Genomic DNA, 7,242 nt, shown 5'->3' on the forward strand with positions numbered 1-7,242 from the left:
ATTGGCATCGGGATCGTCAACGGACACGCCGGTGATGTTCAGCCCGATGGTGTAGTCCTTCTTGGCTAGCCTGGTGTACCAGCGCGGCGTTTCCAGAATGTCCAACTCTCCGCTGATATGGATCTTCTTGAGCTGATCGATGAGGATCACCGCGGGGTCGCGATAGCTCTGGAGATTGCGGGTCTGAATCTTGATTGGTAGCGGCTTGGCGTCGCTATAGCCGAGCTTTTCCATGATCGCTCGTGCTTCAGCGACCTTCTTTTCGGCGTCACCTCCCGTCAGTTGCGCAACCATCTCCTGCGGCATGCCCCACTCGCCCGCCGGTCTGGGCAGCATCGCGCCGCCCACGAGCCCCTGCCCCTCGATCAGCAGGGTGTTGAACGCACTGCGGTCGAGCACGAGCGACATCGCCTTTCGAATATCGGGATTATCGAACGGCGGGTTGACGCGGTTCACCAGCAGATTGACCTGCGTTCCCGTCTTCGTCAGCTCGCAAACCGCATTCGGCGTGCGCGCTTTCACGTCCCTGGTGAGCGCGACAGTGAGATCGGACGGAAAGGTGATATCGAACTCGCCGGTCGAGAACGCAAGGACCCGGGTCGCGCGGCTGTCGATCACCCGGAAGGTAATCTCATCGAGATAAGGCCGATCGGTCTTGAAATAGTCGGGATTGCGAACGAGGCGAATTGAATCGCCGCGCTTGTATTCGACGAACTTGAACGGCCCGGTGCCGACCGGCTTCGTGCGCATCAGTTGCTGCGGCACGTGACAGGGATAGACCGGCGAAAAGGCGCTCGCGAGCAGGACCGGAAGGCTCGGCTGCGGCTCGGATAGCTCAAAGGTGGCTTCGTAGTCGCCGTTGATGGAAACATCCTGAAGATTGGCGTACCAGATCTTCCGCGGGTTGCGACGGAAGTCGGCGGTCTGGTCCCTGCCGATCAGCATGCGCCAGGTGCATTGCACGTCTTTCGCGGTGAACGGTTGGCCGTCGTGCCACTTCACGCCCTGCCTGAGCTTGAAGGTGAGCCTCGTATTGCCCGCATCCCACGACCAGCTTTCGGCGAGGTCGCCGATCACCGTATCCAGGCTTTCATGCGGCTTGGCCGGATCGAACACCACGAGATTATTGAAGATCGCTGCAAACGGCGTCGCCGAGGCAATGGTGGATTCCTCATGCAGCGACGTCGAAGGTGGCGTGTCGTTATGATAGAGACGGAGCGTGCCGCCCCGCTTCTGCGCTGCCGCTGGTGTTGCCGCCAGCAGCAAGGCGAGGCACAACGCGAGCAGCGCGGCGATCCGCGAGCATAGTAAGGACGGCATGTCCCCTCCCGGCATTTCTGTTGTCTTGCTTGTTGTCTTTGGACGACAACCTGCCGGATACACGCGTCCGAATCAATACTCGCAATTGTGGTAATCGGAGGCGTTGCAGGCTGCATCATTTCGCGCGCTCGCGACAACTCCGCACCCGATACCGTCTTCAGCTCCGACTTCGCGGTGCTGTCGCCACGCGCGGCGGCAAGGCTGAGCCACTGAAGGCGTGCGCCGAACTCTTCGCCAGCCCCTGGCCCCGGTGATACATCCTGCCGAGCAGGGCTTGCGCCTTGGCATTGCCTGCGCGTGCGAGCGGCCGGAAGATCTGGATCGCCGGCACGTAGTCGCCGCGGTTGTAAGCGGCCATGCCGCCCTCTTAAGGGACCGGCCGACGCCTCACCGCCCGCAACGAGCGCAGCCGCCATCAGGCAGCCGATCATCAACAACTTCTTCACATTCGTCCCGGCACGCTTCCCTACGCTGGACTCTAACCGTCGGCGCATGCTGCGCCACGGGAAATAGCCTTGGAGCGGCTGTCGAAATTGGCTAGTAATTCCGCGCATCTGGATTGCATTCGGGGACGTTGGAAATGACCTATTGCTGCGGAATTCTGGTCCGGGACGGACTGGTCATGATCGCGGACACCCGAACCAATGCCGGGCTCGACAATGTCTCGACCTTCCGCAAGCTCCACATCTTCACCAATCCCGGCGACCGGATCATGGCGATCGCGAGTTCCGGCAATCTCGCCATCAGCCAGTCGGTGCTGTCGACGCTGACCGAGGGCCTGGAAAACCCGGCCACGGGCGAGATCGAGACGCTGATGAACGCGCCGACCATGTTCCAGGCGACGCAGCGCATCGGCCGCGCGATCCGTGCCGTGCATGCCACTGAAGGAGCAGCGCTGAAAGCCGAAGACATCAGTTTCGACGTCTCGTTACTGTTCGGTGGCCAGATCAAGGGCGAACGGATGCGCCTTTTCATGATCTATCCGGCCGGCAACTTCATCGAATGCACCGTCGATACGCCCTACCTGCAGATCGGCGAGCACAAATACGGCAAGCCGGTGCTCGACCGCGCCATGCATTACGAGGTCGAGCTCTATGATGCGCTCAAGACCGGCCTGATCTCGATGGATTCGACCATGCGGTCCAATCTCGGCGTCGGACTTCCGATCGACGTCCTGGTCGTGCGCACCGACGCCTGCGAGGCCGACCTCAATCACCGGATCGAGGCCGGCGAGCCCTATTTCCACGACCTCAGGTCGCGCTGGTCGGCGGCATTGCGCGCCGCCCACCAGAACATCCCGAGACCGCCCTACAAGAACGAAAAGGAATCGAAGACCTGAACGATCAAAACTCAACAACAAACAAGGCAGGAAACAATGAGCGAGGCTTTGAACAAGATCGCCGTAGTAACCGGCGCGGGCACCGGTGTCGGACGCGCAGCGTCGCTGGCGTTGATGAAGGTCGGCTTCACCGTCGTGCTCGCCGGCCGCCGCCTGGACAAGCTGCAGGAAACCCAGAAGCTCGGCGAAAGCATCGGCAAGAGCCTTTGCGTTCCGGCGGACATGGCCGACCCCGGCTCGATCGCCGCGCTGTTCGCCAAGGTGATGGAGGTCTATGGCCGGCTCGACCTCCTGTTCAACAATGCCGGCATGGGCGCGCCGCCCGTGCCGTTCGAGGACCTGAGCCTTGCGCAGTGGCAGGCGGTAATCGACACCAACCTCACCGCGCCGTTCCTGTGCACCCAGCACGCCTTCCGGATCATGAAGGACCAGACGCCGCGCGGCGGCCGCATCATCAATAACGGTTCGATCTCGGCGCATGCGCCGCGGCCGTTCTCTTCCGCCTACACCTCGACCAAGCACGCCATCACCGGCCTGACGAAAGCGAGCAATCTCGACGGCCGCGCCTATGATATCGCGGTCGGCCAGATCGACATCGGCAACGCGGCGACCCCGATGACCGACCGCATGGTCGAGGGCGTGCTACAGCCGGACGGCCGCAAGATGCCGGAGCCCCGCATGGATGCCAAAGCGGTCGGCGACGCGGTTGCCTACATGGCGATGCTGCCGCTCGATGCCAACGTGCTGTTCATGACGGTCATGGCGACCAAGATGCCGTTCGTCGGACGGGGCTGAGCGAGACGGCATTGCGCAGACAGCCGGCCGCCTGCCATACTCCTCGGGGTTTTGGGGAGCATCATGCTGCGGCTGCAATCGGCGTTCGGCGTTTTCGTATTGCTGGCGATCGCCTGGATACTCGCCGAAAACCGCAACGCAGTGTCGCTGCGGCAGGCGGTGATCGGCCTTGCCGTGACTTTCGTCACCGCCGTGGTGCTGCTCAAGCTGCCCTTCATCGCGCACGCCTTCGGCACGATTAATGACGCCGTCGGCGCGATCTCGGCCGCCTCGCGCGCCGGTACCGCCTTCGTGTTCGGCTACCTCGGCGGCGGTCCCCTGCCCTTCGACCTCAAGGCTCCGGGCGCGGATTTCGTCTTCGCCTTCCAGGCCCTGCCGATCGTGCTGGTGATGAGCGTGTTGACGACGCTCTTGTTCTACTGGCGCATATTGCCGCTGATCGTGCGCGGCATGGCGTGGCTTCTGGAGCGCACGCTCGGCGTCGGCGGCGCGGTCGGGCTTTCGACTGCCGCCAACATCTTTCTCGGCATGGTGGAAGCGCCGCTGTTCATCCGGCCTTATCTGTCGCAGATGACGCGCAGCGAATTGTTCATGGTCATGACCGGCGGCATGGCCGGAATCGCCGGCACGGTGCTTGTGCTCTACGCCACGCTGCTGGCGCCGCTGATTCCGGATGCCGCAGCGCATTTCGTCATCGCTTCCGTGATGGGCGCGCCCGCCGCGATCCTGATCAGCCTGATCATGGTGCCTGAAACCAGCGACAGGCTGACCGGCGGCTCGCTCGAAGAGCCCGAAATGCACGCCTCCGGCACCATGGACGCCATCGTCAAGGGCACCTCCGCCGGGCTCGAGCTCCTGCTGTATATCATCGCCATGCTGATCGTGCTGGTGGCGCTGGTTCATCTCGTCAATGCGATTCTGTCGCTGCTACCCCATATCGGCGGTACCGCCATCTCCCTGCAGCGCGCGCTCGGGCTGATCATGGCGCCGGTGTGCTGGCTGATGGGACTGCCCTGGCCGCAAGCGGTGACCGCCGGCAGCCTGATGGGCACCAAGACCGTGCTCAACGAACTGATCGCCTATGTCGATTTTTCGAAGCTCGGCCCTGATGCGCTCGATGCGCGCTCGCGCCTGATCGTGCTGTATGCGATGTGCGGATTTGCCAATTTCGCCAGCCTTGGCATCATGGTCGGCGGCCTCGGCACCATGGCGCCGGAGCGTCGCCAGGAGATCAATACACTGGGGCTGAAGTCGATTGTCTCGGGCACGCTGGCGACGTGCCTGATGGGCGCGATCGTTGGGGTGTTGACATGAAAGCACCGTCATTGCGAGCGAAGCGAAGCAATCCAGTGTGTTTCCGCGGATACAGTCTGGATTGCTTCGTCGCGTTGCTCATCGCAATGACGGCACACGGATGAATGGTGGTTACGGCCCCAACTCCACCGTCTTGAAATCCGCCGGCAGGATCACTTCGAGCAATTCGACGTCGTCGGAATAATCCAGGATCATGTGCCTGATGTTCGGCGGCTGCGTCCAGGCGCTGCCCTGGGTCATCAGCGTCTCGCCGACCCCTTGGAGATAGCTCCTCACCCACCCCTTCAGCACATAAACCATCTGAAATTCGACGTCGTGATAGTGCAGCTTGGCCACTTCCTCCGGGTTGCAGGGAGGCAGCAGCCGGATCACGTGCGCCCGCGCCAGCCCATCAGTCGCCTCCGTAATCCCGAGATCCCGGTACATCGCATAGGCGCGCAAGCCGTCGGCCTTGAAATCCTCATCGCGATGATGGCTGATCGCGACGCGCTGCTTCCGCGACGATTGTTTCGCCGCCACGTCGTTCGCCTTGGCTGTCACCGGCTTGCGGGATGATGATCGCGCGGAGGACTTGCGACCGGTCCATTTCTTCCGTACCGCGGACAGTGCCGTCCTTGTCGCCGTCGGCTTCTTGGCCATGGCGTACCTCCCTTCGTTTTTGTTTGAAGGCAGGCTAACACGGAATCTCATTCCTGGAATGGGCGAAGCGCCCAGCGCCGTGCGAACCAGCTACACGGAAAGCGTAGGGCGCGCAAAGCCGGTCATGGGTGCGTGTTCGCACGACCCGATGGCCTGGTCCGCCCTGCCGATCTTCAGTGCAACAGGAACAGGCCGTCCACCGACCGCAACTCGGCCGGTTTGATCAGCCGGGAGTGCGCCACGGTCACCGAATGAAGCGGCCCGTCGAGCTTTTCCTGCCAGAAGGCGAGGAAATCCTGCAGCGCCGGGAATTTCGGAAAGAGGTCGTAGTTCTGCCAGATATAGGTCTGCAGCAGCGAGGGGTGATCCGGCATCCGATAGAGAATCTGCGCCGTCGTCAGCCCGTACCCAAGCACCTGCTTCTTGAAATCTTCCGAAACCACCCCTACCCGCGAGTTCATGCCATTCTCCATCGAAGGAGCGCATATTCAGGGGGCGGCCTACTGCCGGAGCCACCCGGTGGAGATGCGCTCACAGGAATGAATGTGACGCACACTACCAACTGATCTCAAGCCCAAATGTTTAACAAGCTGTGTAATTCCAATGCGTTAGCAGCACCTTGGCGAAGCTGCTAGCAAATCCTGCCGGGGCGCCTTAACTCGGGCGCCATTAATAATGATGAATGAATTTGGCAGGGCCCCCGACCGAGTGCCAATTTTTCTGCTACAGACCCTTGCTCCCCTAAAAGCTCTGTCTTATCTCCTCTTAGTCCGCGTTTGGCACTCGTCGACGCGGACTGCTAACAATCTAGATTTCAAAAGCGTCTGCAAACGTTTAGGAGGACTGCATGAAATTCCGTCCGCTTCACGACCGCGTCGTGGTTAAGCGCATCGACGCAGAAGAGAAGACCGCTGGCGGCATTATCATTCCCGACACTGCCAAGGAAAAGCCCTCCCAGGGCGAGGTCATCGCCGTCGGACCCGGTGGTCGTGACCAGAATGGCAAGCTCATTCCGATCGACATCCAGGTCGGTGACCGGGTCCTGTTCGGCAAATGGTCGGGCACCGAGGTCAAGATCGACGGCGAGGAGCTGTTGATCATGAAGGAGAGCGACATCATGGGCGTCATCACCGACGCCGCCTCCAAGAAGAAGGCCGCCTAATCCATCGCTCGCACACTCTCACCCTGAGGAGCGCCTGCCGGGCGGCTCACGATGGGTGACAGGTCAAAACTCAGGGAAACCAGATATGTCAGCCAAAGAAGTCAAATTCGGTGTAGACGCTCGCGACCGCATGCTGCGCGGCGTCGACATCCTCAACAACGCCGTGAAGGTCACGCTGGGTCCGAAGGGCCGCAACGTCGTCCTCGACAAGTCGTTCGGCGCTCCGCGCATCACCAAGGACGGCGTCACCGTCGCCAAGGAGATCGAGCTCGAAGACAAGTTCGAGAACATGGGCGCGCAGATGGTGCGCGAAGTCGCCTCCAAGTCCGCTGACGCGGCCGGCGACGGCACCACGACCGCGACCGTGCTCGCCGCCGCGATCGTCCGCGAAGGCGCCAAGGCGGTTGCCGCCGGCATGAACCCGATGGACCTGAAGCGGGGCATCGACCTCGCGGTCGATGCCGTCGTTGCTGACCTCGAGAAGAACTCCAAGAAGGTCACCTCGAACGAGGAGATCGCCCAGGTCGGTACGATTTCGGCCAACGGCGATGCGGAGATCGGCAAGTTCCTGTCCGACGCCATGAAGAAGGTCGGCAACGAGGGCGTCATCACGGTCGAGGAAGCCAAGTCGCTGGAAACCGAGCTCGACATCGTCGAGGGCATGCAGTTCGAC

The 7,242-nt window shown here is 61.8% G+C and carries 9 protein-coding genes; 5 read left to right on the forward strand and 4 right to left on the reverse strand.

From position 1 onward, the window contains the following. On the reverse strand, window positions 1-1,320 hold a 1,320-nt coding region (locus HY852_RS15725; protein ID WP_291605692.1), incomplete at its 3' end, for an ABC transporter substrate-binding protein. Between the two features lie 157 nt (window positions 1,321-1,477). After that, complete coding sequence (locus HY852_RS15730) at window positions 1,478-1,678, reverse strand: hypothetical protein (protein WP_291605693.1); 201 nt, start codon at window positions 1,676-1,678, stop codon at window positions 1,478-1,480. A gap of 222 nt (window positions 1,679-1,900) precedes the next feature. Here HY852_RS15730 and HY852_RS15735 point away from each other — a divergent pair, with 222 nt between their 5' ends. The 3 genes from HY852_RS15735 (at window position 1,901) to HY852_RS15745 (ending at window position 4,768) form a co-directional block, all read left to right on the forward strand. After that, entirely contained in the window at window positions 1,901-2,659 is a 759-nt protein-coding gene (locus HY852_RS15735; RefSeq protein ID WP_291605694.1) for a peptidase, read from the forward strand. Window positions 2,660-2,695: 36 nt separating this feature from the next. Further along, window positions 2,696-3,454, forward strand: a complete 759-nt coding sequence (locus HY852_RS15740; RefSeq protein ID WP_291605695.1) for an SDR family oxidoreductase — start codon at window positions 2,696-2,698, stop codon at window positions 3,452-3,454. A 63-nt stretch (window positions 3,455-3,517) separates the two neighbouring features. Next, window positions 3,518-4,768: a nucleoside transporter C-terminal domain-containing protein gene (locus HY852_RS15745; RefSeq protein ID WP_291605696.1), complete on the forward strand. Its 1,251-nt coding sequence runs from the start codon at window positions 3,518-3,520 to the stop codon at window positions 4,766-4,768. A 111-nt stretch (window positions 4,769-4,879) separates the two neighbouring features. Here HY852_RS15745 and HY852_RS15750 read toward each other — a convergent pair whose 3' ends face one another. Both HY852_RS15750 and HY852_RS15755 read right to left on the reverse strand, forming a co-directional pair. Further along, window positions 4,880-5,407: a cupin domain-containing protein gene (locus HY852_RS15750; protein ID WP_291605697.1), complete on the reverse strand. Its 528-nt coding sequence runs from the start codon at window positions 5,405-5,407 to the stop codon at window positions 4,880-4,882. 173 nt (window positions 5,408-5,580) lie between these two features. Then, complete coding sequence (locus HY852_RS15755; protein WP_291605698.1) at window positions 5,581-5,868, reverse strand: usg protein; 288 nt, start codon at window positions 5,866-5,868, stop codon at window positions 5,581-5,583. Window positions 5,869-6,254: 386 nt separating this feature from the next. Between HY852_RS15755 and groES the strand changes: the two genes are divergently transcribed. Beyond that, entirely contained in the window at window positions 6,255-6,569 is a 315-nt protein-coding gene (groES, locus tag HY852_RS15760) for a co-chaperone GroES (protein ID WP_291605699.1), read from the forward strand. A gap of 85 nt (window positions 6,570-6,654) precedes the next feature. Then, on the forward strand, window positions 6,655-7,242 hold a 588-nt coding region (locus tag HY852_RS15765), incomplete at its 3' end, for a TCP-1/cpn60 chaperonin family protein (protein ID WP_291605700.1).

This window comes from Bradyrhizobium sp. (genome assembly GCF_016213215.1).
Classification (GTDB): Bacteria; Pseudomonadota; Alphaproteobacteria; order Rhizobiales; family Xanthobacteraceae; genus Bradyrhizobium.

Coding starts and splice junctions, on each gene's coding strand:
- HY852_RS15730 (WP_291605693.1), bottom strand. CDS start 1,678: ATGGCCGCTTACAACCGCGGCGACTACGTGCCGGCGATCCAGATCTTC.
- HY852_RS15735 (WP_291605694.1), top strand. CDS start 1,901: ATGACCTATTGCTGCGGAATTCTGGTCCGGGACGGACTGGTCATGATC.
- HY852_RS15740 (WP_291605695.1), top strand. CDS start 2,696: ATGAGCGAGGCTTTGAACAAGATCGCCGTAGTAACCGGCGCGGGCACC.
- HY852_RS15745 (WP_291605696.1), top strand. CDS start 3,518: ATGCTGCGGCTGCAATCGGCGTTCGGCGTTTTCGTATTGCTGGCGATC.
- HY852_RS15750 (WP_291605697.1), bottom strand. CDS start 5,407: ATGGCCAAGAAGCCGACGGCGACAAGGACGGCACTGTCCGCGGTACGG.
- HY852_RS15755 (WP_291605698.1), bottom strand. CDS start 5,868: ATGAACTCGCGGGTAGGGGTGGTTTCGGAAGATTTCAAGAAGCAGGTG.
- groES (WP_291605699.1), top strand. CDS start 6,255: ATGAAATTCCGTCCGCTTCACGACCGCGTCGTGGTTAAGCGCATCGAC.